Annotated in this window: 15 protein-coding genes; 11 read left to right on the plus strand and 4 right to left on the minus strand. The window is 31.5% G+C overall.

Going from position 1 to position 18,409, the window contains the following annotated elements:
* Positions 1 to 51: 51 nt before the first annotated feature.
* From OS191_RS10655 to OS191_RS10665, 3 genes are all read left to right on the plus strand, one after another.
* On the plus strand, positions 52 to 534 hold the full coding sequence (locus tag OS191_RS10655) for a DUF1761 domain-containing protein (RefSeq protein ID WP_267155667.1): 483 nt from the start codon (positions 52 to 54) through the stop codon (positions 532 to 534).
* Positions 535 to 600: 66 nt separating this feature from the next.
* Positions 601 to 1,758 (plus strand): GNAT family N-acetyltransferase, encoded by a 1,158-nt coding sequence (locus OS191_RS10660; RefSeq protein ID WP_267155668.1) that lies wholly within the window; start codon positions 601 to 603, stop codon positions 1,756 to 1,758.
* A gap of 82 nt (positions 1,759 to 1,840) precedes the next feature.
* A complete protein-coding gene (locus OS191_RS10665) occupies positions 1,841 to 2,038 on the plus strand; it encodes a hypothetical protein (protein WP_267155669.1) in 198 nt (65 codons plus the stop codon).
* Between the two features lie 67 nt (positions 2,039 to 2,105).
* Here the strand turns inward: OS191_RS10665 and OS191_RS10670 are convergent, their stop codons facing one another.
* Positions 2,106 to 3,029, minus strand: a complete 924-nt coding sequence (locus OS191_RS10670) for an SPFH domain-containing protein (RefSeq protein WP_267155670.1) — start codon at positions 3,027 to 3,029, stop codon at positions 2,106 to 2,108.
* Positions 3,030 to 3,107: 78 nt separating this feature from the next.
* Here OS191_RS10670 and OS191_RS10675 point away from each other — a divergent pair, with 78 nt between their 5' ends.
* Positions 3,108 to 3,791 carry a hypothetical protein gene (locus tag OS191_RS10675; RefSeq protein WP_267155671.1) on the plus strand — a complete coding sequence of 228 codons (684 nt, stop codon included), beginning with the start codon at positions 3,108 to 3,110 and terminating at the stop codon, positions 3,789 to 3,791.
* Positions 3,792 to 4,085: 294 nt separating this feature from the next.
* Here OS191_RS10675 and gltX read toward each other — a convergent pair whose 3' ends face one another.
* Positions 4,086 to 5,603, minus strand: a complete 1,518-nt coding sequence (gene gltX, locus OS191_RS10680) for a glutamate--tRNA ligase (RefSeq protein WP_267155672.1) — start codon at positions 5,601 to 5,603, stop codon at positions 4,086 to 4,088.
* Positions 5,604 to 5,817: 214 nt separating this feature from the next.
* On the opposite strand from gltX, the gene OS191_RS10685 reads away from it, so the two are divergent.
* The 5 genes from OS191_RS10685 (at position 5,818) to OS191_RS10705 (ending at position 13,322) form a co-directional block, all read left to right on the plus strand.
* A complete protein-coding gene (locus tag OS191_RS10685) occupies positions 5,818 to 9,243 on the plus strand; it encodes a DUF4175 family protein (RefSeq protein ID WP_267155673.1) in 3,426 nt (1,141 codons plus the stop codon).
* Positions 9,236 to 9,655, plus strand: coding sequence for an rRNA maturation RNase YbeY (gene ybeY / locus OS191_RS10690; protein ID WP_267155674.1), 420 nt, complete (start codon positions 9,236 to 9,238; stop codon positions 9,653 to 9,655). The genes OS191_RS10685 and ybeY overlap by 8 nt, the downstream gene beginning before the upstream one ends.
* A 123-nt stretch (positions 9,656 to 9,778) precedes the next feature.
* Positions 9,779 to 11,650, plus strand: coding sequence for a tRNA uridine-5-carboxymethylaminomethyl(34) synthesis enzyme MnmG (mnmG, locus tag OS191_RS10695; RefSeq protein WP_267155675.1), 1,872 nt, complete (start codon positions 9,779 to 9,781; stop codon positions 11,648 to 11,650).
* Positions 11,651 to 11,727: 77 nt separating this feature from the next.
* Complete coding sequence (locus OS191_RS10700; RefSeq protein ID WP_267155676.1) at positions 11,728 to 12,579, plus strand: class I SAM-dependent methyltransferase; 852 nt, start codon at positions 11,728 to 11,730, stop codon at positions 12,577 to 12,579.
* A gap of 227 nt (positions 12,580 to 12,806) precedes the next feature.
* The gene (locus OS191_RS10705; RefSeq protein ID WP_267155677.1) at positions 12,807 to 13,322 is read left to right on the plus strand and encodes an OmpH/Skp family outer membrane protein; all 516 of its coding nucleotides are present in this window, start codon (positions 12,807 to 12,809) and stop codon (positions 13,320 to 13,322) included.
* 49 nt (positions 13,323 to 13,371) lie between these two features.
* Here OS191_RS10705 and OS191_RS10710 read toward each other — a convergent pair whose 3' ends face one another.
* The gene (locus tag OS191_RS10710) at positions 13,372 to 14,292 is read right to left on the minus strand and encodes a diacylglycerol/lipid kinase family protein (protein ID WP_267155678.1); all 921 of its coding nucleotides are present in this window, start codon (positions 14,290 to 14,292) and stop codon (positions 13,372 to 13,374) included.
* Positions 14,293 to 15,447 (minus strand): DNA polymerase III subunit, encoded by a 1,155-nt coding sequence (locus OS191_RS10715; protein ID WP_267155679.1) that lies wholly within the window; start codon positions 15,445 to 15,447, stop codon positions 14,293 to 14,295. It abuts the gene before it with no gap.
* Between the two features lie 74 nt (positions 15,448 to 15,521).
* Here OS191_RS10715 and OS191_RS10720 point away from each other — a divergent pair, with 74 nt between their 5' ends.
* On the plus strand, positions 15,522 to 16,709 hold the full coding sequence (locus tag OS191_RS10720; RefSeq protein WP_267155680.1) for a phosphoglycerate kinase: 1,188 nt from the start codon (positions 15,522 to 15,524) through the stop codon (positions 16,707 to 16,709).
* Positions 16,710 to 16,796: 87 nt separating this feature from the next.
* The gene (locus tag OS191_RS10725) at positions 16,797 to 18,389 is read left to right on the plus strand and encodes a lytic transglycosylase domain-containing protein (RefSeq protein ID WP_267155681.1); all 1,593 of its coding nucleotides are present in this window, start codon (positions 16,797 to 16,799) and stop codon (positions 18,387 to 18,389) included.
* The last annotated feature ends 20 nt before the right edge of the window (positions 18,390 to 18,409 follow it).

Consider the following 18,409-nt stretch of genomic DNA (forward strand, 5'->3'; position numbering starts at 1 on the left):
TATTTCGGTTATTTTAAGTACCTTTCGCAAACAAACTAACAAACTATCTTTATGGATTATAATTTTTTAGCTATTGCGGTTGCTGCCTTAGTACCTTTAGTTATGGGTTTTATTTGGTATCATCCAAAAACATTTGGTAAAGCTTGGATGCAAGAATCTGGTTTAACGACTAACGATTTAAAAGGAGGAAATATGGCTCTTATTTTTGGGTTGACTTTTATATTCTCCTTCCTATTAGCATTTGCTTTACAATTTTTAACCAATCATCAAACAGGTGCTTTAGGCATGGTTGGAGGAGATGCTTCCAATGCATTACCATCTTACAAAGCTTTTATGGCAGATTATGGCATGGCTTTCAGAACTTTTAAACATGGTGCATTACATGGTTTTATAGCTGGCATTTTATTATTATTTCCTGTGATGGCAATTAATGCTATGTTTGAACGTAAAAGATGGAAATACATCTTCATTAATAGCTCTTATTGGTTAATATGTGTTACCATTATGGGTGGTATTGTCTGTGGCTGGATTTAATTATGTAATGAATTAATTTATTAAAAGACTGAAAGATGATATTTTCAGTCTTTTTTAATTTTCACTTTGATATATTTTAAAATTTTTAATTCTTATAAGCAATTACCACTTGAGTGGAATAGCTTTGCCACGCACGATATTTTTCTTCAAACAGATTATTTTCAAGCCTTAGAAACAGCGTCACCAAATAATATGTCTACGTTTTATGTAGGTGTTTTTAAAGGTGAAACTTTAGTTGGAATCGCTATTATTCAACGTGTAGCATTATATTTAAAAGATATGTTTAGAAATGAAACGGATACACATTTAATTGAAATTTATAAAAACACTGTTTCAAAACTATTAAAAGGAAACTTGCTTGTTGCTGGAAATTTAACACATACCGGACAACATGGTTTGTATTTTAATGCTGAAAGTATTTCTCAAAAGGAGTTTTTGCTTCAATTATATCAAGCCATTATTCAGCTTAAAAAAGATATAAAAATTAGCCATAAGAAACGTATTAGAATGATTATGCTGAAAGATTTCTTTTACGATGATGCTTTTCATCAAGAATCAAGTTTATTTAATAAGCATCTTATCCATAAAGTATCGGTTCAGCCTAACATGATTATGGAAATTAAAAGTCATTGGAACCATTTTGATGATTATATATCCGATTTAAATAAAAAGTATCGAGATAGATATAAATCAGCAAGAAAAAAGGCTATAAACATAGAAAAGCGTGAATTGCTGCTAGAAGACATAAAAGAACATTCTAAATTGCTTCATACGCTTTATAGAAACGTTTCAGACCATGCAAAAATAAACACGTTTATACTTCCGGAAAATCATTTTTACAGCTTTAAAAAGCATCTAAAAGCTAATTTCAAAGTGTATGGTTATTATTTAGATAATCAGTTGATTGGTTTTTATACTTTAGTTTTAAATAAAACACATTTAGAAACCTATTTCTTGGGTTATGATAGCGAACATCAATATCAAAATCAGTTGTATTTAAACATGCTTTATGATATGGTTTCTTTTGGAATAGAAAACAATTTTTCTTCCATAGTTTATGCCAGAACAGCTATGGCAATTAAAAGTTCAGTTGGTGCAAAACCCAAAAAAATGGTTATTTATATGAAACATACTAACTGGATTATGAACACTCTTTTAAAATATGTTTTTAAACTCATGAATCCCAAACAAGATTGGGAAGAAAGACATCCGTTTAAAAACTAAGTTGCTTAAAATTAGCTGTTTTAGCTTTGAAAACATAGGTATTATTACTATCTTTTAGTTTTATCTTAATAGGAATTTTATTATGAAAACTGTGAAAGAATTACTAACAGAAATATCAGAATTATTACTTTATATCAAGAAGAAGTACCCTGTCAGTTATAAGTATTTAGACGAAAACCCGATTACCATACCCAATATGGAACATCCTAACATTTCAATTGAAGAATTGGAAAAATACTTAGCCATTTTAAAAGATTTAATTGCAAAGAAAGAATCATAAAAATTAAAACCACCAATTTTTAAAAGTTGGTGGTTTTTTTATGGGTAAATGTATTAAATACGTTTAATTACTCTTCCTTTTTCTTTTTAGAATTCTTCATGGCTTCGCCAATTTGGTTACTGGCTGTAAAACTAGCTACCATATCGTTTAACATATTACTTCCTGCTTGCGGCGAGTTTGGTAATAATATTAAGTTGGTATTAGTTTCTCCTCCTATAGCTTGTAAGGTATCGTAATGCTGTGTAACAACAATTAGGGCAGACGCTTCCTGACTATTAATACCTACACGATTTAAAACATCAACAGACTCCTCTAAACCTCTTGCAATTTCCCGACGTTGATCTGCAATACCTTGACCTTGTAAACGCTTACTTTCTGCTTCGGCTTTTGCTTTTTCAACAATTAAGATTCTTGCTGCATCCCCTTCAAACTGAGCTGCAATTTTTTCACGTTCGGAAGCATTAATACGGTTCATAGCTTGCTTTACTTGAGCATCTGGGTCTATATCTGTTACTAAGGTTTTAATAATATCAAACCCATAATCGGACATAGCATCGTTTAATTCTGCTTTTACAGCTAAAGCAATATCGTCTTTCTTAACAAAGACATCATCCAATTTCATTTTTGGTACTTCTGCACGAACCACATCAAAAACATAACTGGTTATTTGTTCATGAGGATAATCTAATTTATAAAAAGCATCATATACTTTTTCTTTTATTACCTTGTATTGAACAGAAACTTTTAACCTCACAAATACATCGTCTAAAGTTTTTGTTTCAATTATAACATCTAATTGCTGAATTTTTAAACTTAATCTTCCAGCAATTCTATCGACTAAAGGAATTTTTAATTGCAGACCAGAATGCCGAATACTTTGAAATTTACCAAAACGCTCAACAATAACAGCTGTTTGTTGTTTTACAATGAAAAACAAAGAGATAAAAATGAATAAACAAATTATTATAATAGGTATAGATAAAATGGACATAATAGGTTTTTTTTTAAGGTGTTAAAATATATGACTACTAATTTAAGTTATATTTGTTACAATTACACAAGAACAATCATGCAAAAAAAACAACTTATAGTATTAGTAGTATTCTGTATCTGTTTTGTTACAGTTTCCTTTGGACAGCATAAAAATTATAATATAAAAAACGGTTTTGGAATTTATGGAGGAATCACTCAATATGATATTTTAACAGATAATTTTACAACCAAAAAAGGTAATGGTTGGCAAGCAGGAGCTTCGGCAACGGTTGATATTCCTCACAAATGGTACAATGTAAGTTATACCATTCAATTGTCTGAAAATAATGTTGGTATTGCAGCCAGACCACTTTTATTGAGTCCTACTGAAGAATTCGTGGACTATAAAGTATTTACAGCTCAAATTGCTTTATTAATGCATGTTAAACTCATCGAAAGTTTTTTAACTATTGATGTTGGACCAATGATTCAATACAATGGCGACTTGGAAATAAAAGACAAAGCTTACGAGAATTATATTGTTGACTCCTATACAAATTTAACAGCAAAAGATTTAAGAGATATTACCAATTTTAATGTAGATGGCGCTATTGGAGCATCGGCAGGATTTGGATTTTTAAGGTTGAAAGCACAGTATATTTATGGTTTTACCAATATGCTTAATAAATTAAACGATAGTAATTTAGACTTGACAGGAAATGATAAAAAGATAAAAGGAAACCAATCTATGATGGCCTTTACAGCAATGATTACATTTTAAGTAATGTCATTCAGAGCAAAGCGAAGAATCTCAAAAAATGACTTAATAGATTCCTCCTTTCGTCGGAATGACAAAATGCTTTTAATCAACTTATGAATATTTATAAATTCTTACTTGGATTATTTTTAATTATTTCTTGTGGTTCATATTTATTCTATTTATTAAAAAAAGAAATTAAACGCGAGAAAAAATTCGATTATATGTTATATTCTTTCAATATTAATATTGTCATCGGACTTGTAATTTTCTTAGTTATAGGTATAATATTAGTTTATCGTGAGGTTATTTAATTACTTATGATAATGTGTTGATTAGATTTTCTATTCGTCTCACACTTTCATCTTTCCCAATTAAATACATAATATCAAAAACTTCAGGACCTTGTAAAGCTCCAACCAATGCCAAGCGTAATGGCATCATCACTTTGCCAAAACCAATTTCTTTTGAAGTAATCCAACCTTTAATTTCAGTTTGAATGTTTTCAACCGTATAATCTTCAACAGAAGAAATAATAGTTATTAATTCTTTCATAAGTTCTGGAGAATCTTCTTTCCAGGCCTTTTTTACAGCTTTTTCATCAAGATTTGATGGAGTTTCGAAGAAAAAATGCCCTAAATCCCAAAAATCTGTTACAAAAGTGGCTCTTTCTTTTATTAAGTTAATAACCATAGAAACGTAGTTCACATCGATATCTTTTAGCTCTTCTGGAAACAACAATTGAAATTGTTCTGCAAGTACATCGTTATTTTGTTCTTGCATATAATGATGGTTAAACCATTTTGTTTTATCTGGATCAAAACGTGCACCAGCTTTGTTTACACGACTTAAATCGAAAGCTTGAACCAATTCTTCTAAGCTAAAAATTTCTTGTTCTGTACCAGGGTTCCAGCCTAAAAAGGCTAAAAAGTTTACAACAGCTTCTGGAAAATAGCCATCTTCTCTATAGCCACGGGAAATTTCTTCTGTTTTATGATCTTTATATGCCAAAGGGAATACAGGAAACCCTAACTTATCGCCATCGCGTTTACTTAATTTTCCTTTTCCAGTTGGTTTTAAGATAAGTGGTAAGTGTGCAAATTCAGGTGCTTCCCACCCAAAAGCATCATATAATTGGTAGTGTAAAGCTAAAGAAGGTAACCATTCTTCTCCACGGATAACATGGGTAATTTCCATTAAATGGTCGTCCACAATATTTGCTAAATGGTAAGTAGGCATGCCATCGCTTTTAAATAAAACCTTATCGTCTAAAACATTGGTATCAATGGTAATATTTCCACGAATAATATCTTTAAGATGAAGGGTTTGATCTTGAGGCGATTTAAAACGAACGACATAGTCTACACCTGCATCTAATTTACTTTTAGTTTCTTCGGCAGAAAGCGATAAAGAGTTATCTAATTTTAATCGATTATGCCAATTATAGATAAAGGTTTTCCCTTCTGATTCGTGATCTTTTCTATGTAAATCTAAAGCTTCAGCTGTATCAAATGCATAGTAAGCATGACCGGATGCAATCAATTTATCAGCAAACTTTTTGTATAAATGCTTGCGTTCACTTTGTCTGTAAGGACCAAACTTTTCGTTTTTCCTTGGACCTTCATCAAATGAAATACCACACCAATTTAAGGATTCAATAATATAATTTTCTGCTCCTTCAACAAACCTGTTTTGGTCTGTATCTTCAATTCTAAGAATAAAGGTTCCATTGTGTTTTTTAGCAAAAAGATAGTTGAAAAGTGCTGTTCTTACACCTCCAATATGTAAAGGTCCTGTTGGACTTGGTGCAAAACGCACTCTAACTTGTTTTGACATGTTGTTTTGTTTGAAGATGCAAAGATAGAGCAGAGAAGCAGAAAGAGCAAAGAAAATAGAATAAAGACAATTTATTATTCATTATGAAAAATCATTAACCTGGCTTTTTTTTTAGCAATTATCCGAAAATTAACTAAGTTTTACCAAATCTATATATTTCAGAGTAAAATTATTATTGTAGTTTTATTGGTTAAGAAAAAGATACTTGAAATAAATGGCAAGATTTGAAGACATACAAGTAAAGTTAGAACAGTTTATTAAGCGATTTTATACCAACGAATTGCTAAAAGGGACTATCTTGTTTTTTGCTTTAGGATTTTTGTATTTCTTGTTTACTCTTTTTGTAGAATATGTGCTATGGTTAAACCCAACTGCTAGAACGGTTTTATTTTGGGCTTTTATTGGAGTAGAGTTGTCATTGTTTTTTAAGTTTATTGCTATTCCATTGGCAAAATTATTCAAGCTTAAAAAAGGCATTAATTATAAAGATGCTTCAAAAATAATAGGCAATCATTTCCCTGAAGTTAGCGATAAGCTTCTAAACGTTCTTCAATTAAAAGAAGATGCAACAGAGTCTGAATTACTACTAGCAAGTATCGATCAAAAATCGTCCGAATTACAACCCATCCCATTCAAATTAGCAGTTAATTTTAAGTCAAATCTAAAATATTTAAAATACGCTGCCATTCCAGTTGTAATTTTACTTCTAACATTTGTAACTGGACATATTAATTGGTTTAGCGATAGTTATAATCGTGTAGTAAATTATAAAACAGCTTATGAGCCACCAGCCCCTTTTCAGTTTTTTATCCTTAATGAATCTTTAAATACCAACGAGAATAAGAATTTTAAACTATTAGTTTCAACAGCAGGAGATGTAGTCCCAAACAATGTAAATATTACGTTTAATAATGAGACTTATGTGTTACAACAAATAAGTGCAGGAAATTTTGAATATGTTTTTTCCAAGCCTAAAACTAACGTTGAATTTCAATTATCAGCTAACAATGTTAACTCTAAACCGTATGTTTTAAATGTGGTGGAAGTGCCAAGTTTGCTTAATTTTGAAATGCACTTAGATTATCCTTCTTACACGAAAAGATCAGATGAGGTTTTAAAAAGTACTGGAAATGCCATTGTTCCACAAGGAACAAAAATTACATGGAAATTAGCTACCAAGGCAACAGAACAAGTTCAATTACTCTCTAAAGATACTCTTCAATTAACTAAAACAGGTTCGGATAAATTTGAAGCTACAAAGCAAGTATCAAGGCCATTAGATTACAGCTTAACAACAAGTAATTCGAAACTCAAGAACTACGAAACGTTATCGTACAGCATTGATGTTATTTCAGACGAATATCCTGAATTAACCTTAAAAATGGCTGTGGATAGCTTAGACCAACAATCACTTTATTTTCATGGACAAGCTAGTGATGATTATGGTTTGAGAAAACTTCAATTAGTTTACTATCCTGTTGATAATAAGGAATATATAAGGTTCGAGCCTATTCCAATTTCAAATTCTAATGTGGCAGATTTTATCAGTGCTTTTCCAAATCAATTACAACTTCAAGAAGGTGTAAGTTATAATTTGTTTTTTCAAGTGTTTGATAATGATGCTTTAAATAATTTTAAAAGCACGAAAAGTACCGTTTATTCCTATAGAAAATTAACTCAAGAAGAGGAGGAAAAAAAGCAGTTGGAGCAACAAAGTGAAACCATTCAAAGTTTAGATAAATCACTTGAAAAATTTGAGGAACGTCAAAAAGAATTAGAAGCTCTCTCTAAAACCCAAAAAGAAAAAGCCGAACTAAATTTTAACGACAAACGTCAATTAGAAAACTTCTTAAAACGCCAAAAGCAGCAAGAGGAAATGATGCAGAATTTTAATAAGCATCTTAAAGAGAATTTAGAGAATTTTCAAAAGGAAAATAAAGAGCAAGACCAATTTAAAGAAGATTTAAAAGAGCGTTTAAAAGAGAATGAAGAGCAACTTAAAAAAGATGAGAAACTTCTTGAAGAATTAGAAAAGCTCCAAGAGAAAATAAATAAAGAAGAACTTTCTGAAAAGCTAGAGCAACTTGCTAAACAAAATAAAAATAAACAGCGAAGTTTAGAGCAATTGTTAGAATTAACAAAAAAATACTATGTGTCTAAAAAGCTTGAAAAGCTTCAAAAGGAGTTAGATGAATTAGCTAAAAAACAATTAGATCTTTCTAACGAAACAAAGGAGGAAAATACTAAAGAAAAACAGGAAGAGTTAAATAAGGAGTTTGAAGATTTTCAAAAAGAGATGGAAAAACTTCAAAAGGAAAATGAAAGTTTAATAGATCCATTGAAACTTCCCAATGATGAAAAGCATGAGGAAGCTATTAAAAAGGATCAAGAAGAAGCTACTGAGGAATTAGAAAAGAAAGAAGACAACGAAGCCCAGGAACAGGAGGAAGACGCTCAAGATAATCAGAAAAATGCTGCTAAAAAGCAAAAGCAAGCTGGAGAAAAAATGAAAAACCTTAGCAAGAAAATGCAAGCAGGAATGCAAATGATGGGAGGAGGAGAGCAAATGCAAGAAGACATTGCTATGCTTCGTCAAATTTTAGACAATCTCATTTTGTTTTCTTTGGATCAAGAAGTTTTAATGAATCAGTTTAAAACTATTGAAGTCAACCATAACAAATATGCTACCTATTTAAAAAAGCAATATACGTTAAAAGAGCACTTTTCGCATATAGATGATAGTTTGTTTGCGTTGTCTCTAAGACAACCTAAACTATCTGAATTTGTAAATAAGGAAATTTCAGAAGTGTTTTATAATATCGATAAATCTTTAGACCAATTTTCTGAAAATAATATATTCCAAGGTGTTTCCAATCAGCAATACACCATTACATCAGCTAATAATTTGGCAGATTTTTTAAGTAACGTCATGGATTCCATGCAAATGCAAGCTAGCGGACAGGGTACAGGCGGACAAGGCAAGCCTGAACAAGGTTTACCAGACATTATTATGAGTCAGGAAGAACTTAATAAGCAAATGCAGGAGGGCATGAAAAAGAGTCAAGACGGTAAACCTAAAGATGAAGGAGAACAAGGAAAAGAAGGTGATAAAGGTAAGGATGGAGAGAAAGGTGAGACGGGTGATAAGGAAGGTCAGGATGGTAAAGATGGTAAGTCTGGGAGCGAAGGCCAAAATCAAGGTCAAGGTGAAGGCTCTATGTCTGAAGAATTGAATGGAGAATTATTTCGAATTTATCAACAACAGCAAGAGTTAAGGCAAGCATTAGAAGATAAGTTAGCTAAGGAAGGAATAAATCCTGCAGGCAACAATTTAATAAAGCAAATGGAAGAAGTGGAAATGGATTTACTAAATAAGGGCTTTACACATAGAACCCTTGAAAAAATGATGAATCTGCAACACCAATTACTAAAAATGGAAAATGCAACGTTTCAACAAGGCCAGGATACCAAACGTAAATCAGAAACAAATTCTAATGAATTTGATAATAATACCAATAATCAAATTCCAAAAGCGAAAGAATATTTTAATACAAATGAAATTTTAAACAGACAAAGTTTACCTTTGCAGCCAGTTTATAATAAAAAAGTTAAAGACTATTTTAAACAGGAAAATGATTAGCTACAATTCAGAAAACGCATTTCAACTTGAAAACGAATCTAAAATATCTACTTGGTTAGAAGGCGTTATTTTAAATGAAAACTATAATTTAGGAGAGATCAATTACATTTTTTGTAACGATGATTATTTGCACAAATTAAATGTTGAATTTTTACAACACGATACGTTAACAGATATTATTAGTTTTGACTATACCATAGGAAAAATAATACAAGGAGATATTTATATTTCTACTGAAAGAGTGTCGGACAATGCTAAAGATTTTAATGTGTCCAATACTGATGAACTACATCGCGTAATGGTTCACGGTGTATTACATTATTGCGGATACAAAGATAAAACAGCGGAAGAGGTAAAACTCATGCGTGAAAAGGAAAATCATTACCTCAAAGAACTTGCTAATATTCAGTAAATCAGCGTATATTTGCAAAATATTTCATTTGAAATCAGAAATTTCACAAATAACACTTTAATTGTTCCACGTGGAACAATTGCTTTCTTCACCCGAAGGTTTTAAAAAAAATAGGAATAAATTATGTTTAATACAGTATATGATGTTATAGTAGTTGGTGGTGGTCATGCAGGAAGTGAAGCTGCAGCAGCAGCTGCAAATATGGGTAGCAAGACTTTACTTATTACCATGAACCTACAAAATATTGCCCAAATGTCTTGCAATCCAGCTATGGGAGGAATTGCCAAAGGACAGATTGTAAGAGAGATCGATGCGTTAGGGGGTTATAGTGGAATTGTAAGTGATACGTCTGCCATTCAATTCAAAATGTTGAATAAATCTAAAGGTCCTGCTATGTGGAGCCCTCGTGTGCAAAGTGATAGAATGCGTTTTGCAGAAGATTGGCGTTTGATGTTAGAGAATACTGCTAATTTAGATTTTTATCAAGAAATGGTTTCTGGTCTTGTTGTGGAGAATCATAAAGTTACAGGAGTTAAAACCTCTCTAGGACTTGTTATAAAAACCAAATCTGTTGTATTAACTAATGGAACTTTTTTAAATGGGTTAATACATATAGGGGATAAAAATTTTGGTGGTGGTAGAGCCGGTGAAAAATCAGCTATCGGAATTACTGAACAATTAGTGAGTTTGGGTTTTGAATCTGGAAGAATGAAAACAGGAACACCTCCAAGAGTAGATGGTAGGTCTTTGGATTTTTCAAAAATGATAGAACAGCCAGGAGATGAGAATCCAGAAAAATTTTCATATTTAGATGTCACAAAATCGCTCTCAAAACAACGCTCTTGTTTTATGAGCTATACTAGTCCGGAAGTACATGATTTGCTTCGTGAAGGTTTTGATAGATCACCAATGTTTAATGGGCGTATTAAAAGTTTAGGACCAAGATACTGTCCATCTATTGAGGATAAAATCAACCGATTTGCAGATAAAGATAGGCATCAATTATTTATTGAACCAGAAGGATGGAATACGGTTGAAATGTATATTAATGGGTTCTCTACTTCTTTACCGGAAGATGTTCAATTTAAAGCTCTAAGTTCTGTAGCAGGATTTAAAAATGTTAAGTTTTTCCGTCCTGGTTATGCTATTGAATACGATTATTTCCCACCAACACAATTGCAACACACTTTAGAAACCAAGTTGGTTGAAGGTTTATACTTTGCGGGGCAAATTAATGGAACCACTGGATATGAAGAGGCAGCTTCTCAAGGTTTAATGGCTGGAATTAATGCCTCCTTAAAAGTTCAAGAAAGAGAGCCTTTTACTCTAGGTAGAAGTGAAGCTTATATAGGTGTTTTAATAGACGATTTAATTACAAAAGGTACAGAAGAGCCTTATCGCATGTTTACTTCGCGTGCAGAATATAGAACGTTGTTGCGACAAGATAATGCAGATTTTAGATTGACTCCTAAATCTTTTGAGATTGGTTTAGCTTCAAATAAGCGTATGAAGCGAATGGAAGAAAAACAAAATAAAGCCGAGGCATTTGTTCAGTTTTTTGCAGAGACTAGTGTAAAACATGAAGAGATAAATCCTATTTTAGAGAATAAAGATTCTGCTTTAATGAAGCAATCAGATAAAATGTTTAAAATATTTTCTCGTCCCAATATTACCATAGAAGATATGAAACAAGTTGAGGTTGTGGAAGCTTATATTCAAGAGCACGATTTGGATAATGAAATTATCGAACAAGCCGAAATTCAAATTAAATATTCAGGTTATATAGAGAAGGAAAAAAATAATGCTGACAAATTAAGTAGACTAGAAAATATTAAAATCCCAAAAAACTTCGATTATTCAAAACTAAAATCCATGAGTATGGAAGCTAGGGAGAAACTGAATAAAATACAACCAGTTACCATCTCTCAAGCTTCTCGAATTAGTGGTGTTTCACCTAGTGATGTATCTGTACTTTTAGTATATATGGGAAGATAAAAAATGTTTAGTTTGAAACATGTTCCACGTGGAACATCATGTTAATTTTAATTTCTAAAGAGCAGGAGTTTGTTTTTATGAAGAACAAAAAAATATACTTAAAAGTAAAAGATTATTCAGTTTCAGGTGAAGAATTTCAGATAATTGAAAATGAAACTTATGGCTTTTTAGAAACATATCCTCAGCCAAACGAAGAGCGTCTTCCAGAATATTATAAAACGGAAGACTATATTTCTCATACAGATTCAAAAAGAAATCTATTTGAAAAAGTGTATCATTTAGTTCGTGATATTTCTCTAAAGCGAAAATTAAAATTGATCAATTCTTTCTCTTCAAACAAAAAACACCTTTTAGATATTGGTTGTGGTACGGGAGATTTTTTACAAGTAGCCCAACAAAATAATTGGACTGTTTATGGAATCGAACCAAATAGGCACGCAAGAGACATTGCTAATAAAAAAACCAATCATGCGGTTTTTGAAATTGAGCAACTTTCAAAATTTGAGCCAAATAGTTTTGACGTTATTACTCTATGGCATGTGTTAGAACATTTGCCAAATCTAGAAAATCAACTTTCTATTTTTAAACAATTATTAAAACCAAATGGCACTTTAATAATTGCTGTTCCAAATTATAAAAGTTACGATGCATTATATTATAAAAGTTTTTGGGCAGCTTTTGATGTACCTAGACACCTTTGGCATTTTTCTCAAGAATCTCTTTCGAGGATAATTTCATCAAAAAAGATGAAAGTAAAAAAAACACTGCCTATGATATTTGATGCTTATTATGTAAGCATGCTATCAGAAAAATATAAAAAAAGCTCACTAGGTATTATTAATGCATTTCGAGTTGGATGGCTTTCAAATCTCAAGGCAAAACGCTCTGGAGAGTATTCTTCTTTAATTTATGTGATTAAAAACAGCTAATTCTTTATTTAAGCAGTTTATTTAAAGAATTTCACACATAAATGTGGTGTAAGGTGCGAAAATCTTGAAAGCAGCTTAAAACGCATCTGTTAAAGCTAATTTTAATTAGAATTATTTATAGTATAACAGATCTTCAATAGATTATCTTTATTTTTAAATTATCAGCTATTTTTTAAAACAATAGCTTTTACTTTTCTACATTTGCGACAAATTTTAAAAAACATAAAATGAAAAACATATTTTTAATTGCTTTGGCAATTGTAACATTGGTTTCTTGTAATGAATCATTAAAAACTGGATTTATTGACAATAGTGAAGTTGTTAATAATTATCAGGAGAAAATTGATATTGAAGCAAAGTTTAAAACAAAAGTGGAAGCTTTCCAAAAAAGAACGGATAGTATAGGAAGAGCTTTTCAAATGGAAGCACAAGCATTTCAGGCAAAAGCAGAGAAAATGTCAGATGCAGATGCTCAAAAAGAATATCAAGTATTAGGTCAGAAGCAACAAATGCTTCAACAAGGTATTCAGGCTGAAGAACAACAAATTCAACAACAAAGTCAAGCAGAAATTGATTCTTTGCTTAATAAGGTTAAAAAATATGTAAAAGAATATGGAGAGAAAAATGGATATACTTATATTTTTGGAAGTAACGATGCCGGAAGTGTTATGTATGGAGCAGAAGCAAACGATTTAACAAAAAACGTTTTAGAAGCTTTAAATGCAGATTACAAAAAAGACTAATTTTTAGATTCTTATAAATATAGCGCCAAACGAAAGTTTGGCGTTTTTTTTAACAATAAAATGAAAATGCTTTCGTATTTATTGAAATATGTAAGTTTCCAATGCCAACAACCTCTCCATCTGCTTCAATAATTGGATTAGTATTATCTAAAACCTCTATTGAAATGGCGTTACTTTTAAACGTTTCTACTTTTTTATGATTGGTAATTTCACCAGTAAATAGCTTTAGTATATTTTTAATAATATCCCCTTTACTAATATTTTTCGCTATACTAACATCGAATAACCCATCAAATGGATTAGAATTATTAGTTAGTTGCATACCACCTCCAGAATATTTACATAATCCAACAACAATCATTAAGGTTTTAGATTCAATTAGTTGGGTATCTATAATTACTTTAGAATGAAAATTCTTAAATGAAAACAAACCTAAAATCGCTCCTGTAACATAGGCTAATGCTCCAAAATGCTTGTATTTATTCACTTTGCTAACTATGTAACCATCAAAACCAATGCCAGCAAGGTTTATAAAATATATGGGATTTCTATTTAAACCTATAAGTTCTATTTCTCCAACATCTTGTTGTTTTAAGTCTCCATTTTTAATGGTTTGAATGGCTTTTTCTAAATGATTTGAAATATGATGAGTTTTAACCCAATCGTTTCCTGTTCCTATTGGAATAACACCAATATGAATATGGTTAGAAGGCACCTCTTTTTGAAGCATGATACCATTAACTATATTGTGTAAAGTTCCATCTCCACCAATACAAATAACACGTCTATACCCTTGTCTAATAGCTGTTTGTATTAGTTCTGTGCTATGATTGGCGTATTCTGTAAATACAAACTCAAACGTAAATTGGTAAGTAATAAGAAGTTTCTGTATCTCAGGCCACTTTTTCTTACTTGAGCCATTTCCAGAAGTGGGATTTATAATAACAAACCAGGTTTTAGAGTCTGTCATTTAATCGCCTTTTTTATGAAGTAATCTGGTTAACTTTATTGAGAGATCAGTAAGAATTATTTTAGAATTTCCATTACGTTCAATATGGTAAATGGCATCTTGTAAGGCTTGAGTAATTTCGAGAATATTGTTACCATGAACAAAAGGTGCGAATTTTTTTAAATCGAAATTTTCTGTTTTAGTTTCTAAATATACCAAGTCTTCTGCTTGATAGTTTTGCAAAAGCGCTTGTCTAAAAAATACCATACAAAATTGTAAAAACTGCTTTTGTGTTTCACGTCCTGTTTTAGAAATATCTTCACTCCAGGAAATTAAATCGTGAATAGCACTTTTATTTCCTTTCGCTTTAAAAGCAGATCTTATCCAAAAAATAAACCATGTTTCAAAAGGAGTATCTTCGCTATCATGATAGACTAAATCGCAGGCCTTATTATAGTTTCCATTGGCTTGATGTGCAATTTTTGTTGCAATTGCTACTTCTAAGTTATAGTTTTTAACAATGGCATCTTTAATAATATCTTCAGCTAAAGGAGGAAAATGTAAAACTTGACACCTGGACCTAATGGTGTTTATAATTTGCTCTTCGTCTTCAGCAATTAGAATAAATACGGTTTTATTTGGTGGCTCTTCAATAAGTTTTAAAAGCTTATTGGCTGCAGGTGTGTTCATTTTTTCAGCCATCCAAATCAGCATCACTTTATAACCACCTTCATAAGCTTTTAAGGACAAGGCTTTTACAATTTCGGTTGCTTCATCTACACCAATTTGACCTTGTTTATTATCTATTCCAAGCTTTTTGTACCAATCGAATAAGTTACCATAAGGTTGTTCAGATAATAATTCACGCCATTCCTCTAAAAACATATTAGAAACAGGATGTTTTTTAACCTTATCGTTTGTGGCAACTGGAAAAGCAAAATGTAAATCTGGATGAGATAAATGACTGAATTTTAAATTACAAGCTTCATTACCACCTGTATTTTCACCTTCAATATTTTTACATAACAGATATTGCGCATAAGCAATAGCCATTGGTAGGGTGCCCGAACCTTCAGGACCAACAAAAAGTTGTGCATGTGGCACACGGCCATGTTCAGCACTTTGTGTTAAGTGGGTTTTTATATGTTCTTGACCTAGAATTTCACTAAAAAGCATAAAGCAAAGATAACAGAATTCATCTCTTTTTTTTGAAATGAAAAAATTATATTTGTCACACAAAATCTAATCTTATGAAAACTCTCAACGACTTTAATTTTAAAAATAAAAAAGCGCTAATTCGCGTAGATTTTAATGTGCCTTTAAACGATGACTTTAAAGTAATGGACAACACGAGAATCCAGTCTGCTAAAGCAACTATTATTAAAATTTTAGAAGATGGAGGAAGTTGTATTTTAATGTCGCATTTAGGAAGACCAAAAGGGGAAGAAGATAAGTATTCATTAAAACATATTGTAGATGCTGTAGAAGATGTTTTAGGTGTTGAAGTTGCTTTTGCTTCTAACAGTATAGGTGAAGAAGCTACAAATGCTGCTAATAAATTACAACCAGGTCAGATTCTATTGTTAGAGAATTTGCGTTTTCACGAAGAGGAAGTAGCTGGAGATAAATTATTTGCAGAACAACTTGCTAGTTTAGGAGATGTTTATGTAAACGATGCGTTTGGAACAGCACATAGAGCACATGCTTCAACAACAGTGATTGCACAATTTTTTCCAGAAAAAAAATGTTTTGGTTATTTATTAGAACAAGAAATAAAAAGTATCGATAAGGTAATGAAAACAGGAGAAAAACCTGTTTGTGCTGTTCTTGGTGGAGCTAAGGTGTCTTCAAAAATCACCATTATAGACAATATTTTAGATAAAATAGATCACTTAATCATTGGTGGAGGCATGACTTTTACCTTTATAAAAGCTCAAGGAGGAGCTATTGGAAACTCATTAGTTGAAGATGATAAATTAAAGTTAGCTCTTGAAATTTTAGAAAAAGCTAAAACTAAAAATGTGCAAGTGCATTTACCAGTTGATGCTATAATTGCTGATGCTTTTAGTAATGATGCACATACTAACACTTGCGAGGTTAACAATATTCCAAACGGTTGGATGGGACTAGATATTGGTCCAAATACCGAAGCGCTTTTCTCTAAAGTTATATTAGAGTCTAAGACCATATTATGGAATGGACCTCTTGGAGTTTTCGAAATGCCAAACTTTGCTAAAGGTACTATTGCTTTAGGCTATGCTATTGCTGAAGCTACTAAAAATGGCGCTTTCTCTCTAGTTGGAGGAGGAGACTCTGTTGCTGCAGTAAAACAATTTGGTTTCGAAGATCAAGTAAGTTATGTAAGTACAGGTGGTGGTGCCATGCTTGAAAGTCTAGAAGGGAAAACACTTCCTGGGATTGCGGCTATTTTAGATTAACATTCAAAATAGTGTATCTTTATAATTGTTTTTAAAGCAAGAAATTAACAGCAACCACGTTTACTATAGTTAAACAAGTAAATAAACATGAATTTAAATAGAATCTGTAGCTTTTTTATCTTTTTAAGTATAAGTATGACTTATGCTCAAGATACCTTAGAAGTTAAAAAATTAAATGAAAAACTTTCTAAAGCAGACTTGATTGAAGGTGAGAACTTTGTGATTGATACTATTATTGATGGAAAAACTATTTATAAGAAAAAGATAGAGGCCATTCCAAAAATTTCAGAACTGGATTCACTACACGATTTAGAACTAGCTTCAGAATTTGATAAAAAATGGTTAGAAGAACTTTATAATAATACCCTTTATGACACCATTTATAAAACGGTTTCAGAGTTAGATTATAAAACTGTTGAATACCCAGAATTAACAACAGATACTTTAAAAGCTAGACTTGCCAGATTAAATGCCAAAACCCCTTTTAATGTGGAGTATAATCCTTCTTTAGAAAGTGTTATCAAAAACTTCTTAAAAAATAGAAGAAATTATTTTGAGCGTATCATGGGTTTAGGTGCTTATTATTTTCCAATGTTTGAGAGAGAATTGGATGCATACAACATTCCCTTGGAAATGAAATATTTGGCCATTGTAGAATCTGCTTTAAATCCAAGAGCTAAATCACGTGTTGGAGCAACTGGTTTATGGCAATTTATGTTTGCAACAGGAAAACAATACGGGCTAGAAGTAAGTAGTTATGTAGACGAACGAAGTGATCCAATAAAATCTACAACAACAGCTGCTGTATATTTATCTAAACTTTATGAAATTTTTGGAGATTGGGATTTGGCTTTAGCAGCCTATAATTCTGGTCCTGGAAATGTATCAAAAGCGATTAGACGTTCTGGAGGTTACGAAAACTATTGGAATATTCGTCATAACTTACCAAGAGAAACAGCTGGATATGTTCCTGCTTTTCTAGCAACTATGTATATTTTTGAATATGCTAACGAACATGGGTTTGTTTCTGAAAAACCTAAGTTTCATGGTTTTGAAACAGACACCATTCGAGTAAAGCAAATGATCACGCTCGATCAGGTTTCTGAAGCAACAGAAATTCCAATCGAAGAGCTTCAATTTTTAAATCCATCTTATAAACTAGATATTATTCCTTTTATAGAAAATAAAAACTATTACTTAAGACTACCAAGAACATCTATTGGAAAGTTTGTAACCCATGAATCTACTATTTATGCTTCAGCAAAAGCAGAAATAGAGGAACGAGAAAAACCTTTACCACAATTTTTTGAAGCGAAATCTAAAATGACCTATCGGGTAAAAAGTGGCGATAATTTAGGATTTATTGCAAGAAAATATCGGGTAAGAGTAAGTGATATTAAAAGATGGAATGGCTTGCGTAGTAATAATATTAGGATTGGGCAACGATTAACTATTTATCCAAAAAATCCAGTAACAACACAACAAACAAGTACATCAAAATCAGAAACAAAAACAACAACTTCTGGTGGCCAAAAAATTTATACTGTAAAGAGTGGAGACTCACTTTGGAGCATTTCTCAAAAATTCCCAGGAGTTTCTGTTCAAAATATTCGAGATTGGAACGATATTAGTGGTAGTAATTTAAAGCCTGGAATGAAACTTAAAGTTTCTAAAGGATAAACTTTAAATAACTTATACAA

It is taken from the genome of Xanthomarina sp. F2636L (assembly GCF_026410195.1).
In the GTDB taxonomy this organism is placed as follows: Bacteria; Bacteroidota; Bacteroidia; order Flavobacteriales; family Flavobacteriaceae; genus Xanthomarina.